Origin of the sequence: Staphylococcus pasteuri, from assembly GCF_030547725.1 — a bacterium.
GTDB lineage: Bacteria > Bacillota > Bacilli > Staphylococcales > Staphylococcaceae > Staphylococcus > Staphylococcus pasteuri.
Map to the genome: position 1 here is coordinate 1 of NZ_JAUOQO010001029.1, position 234 is coordinate 234.

Annotated in this window: 1 pseudogene; it reads left to right on the plus strand. The window is 65.8% G+C overall.

Annotated elements, in window-relative coordinates:
• Positions 1 to 234, plus strand: a pseudogene (locus tag Q4528_RS16295) (hypothetical protein); the annotation flags it as partial.

Sequence of the window (234 nt, forward strand, 5' to 3'; positions counted from 1 at the left end):
ACCCTGGATCGTCTGGATATTGCCAAGGTCGAAACCGCGGCGGGTTCCGAATTCCATTTCCATCTCGCGGCGCGCTCCTTTCTGCACACTCAGGTGCGCAGCTTCGTCGGCTCGCTCGAACGGGTCGGGTCCGGGTCATGGTCGCCGGATCAGGTGCGCACCGCATTGCTGGCGCGTGATCGCGCCGCCTGTGGTCCGGTGTGCCCGCCGCAGGGGCTTTACCTGGTTGGGGTG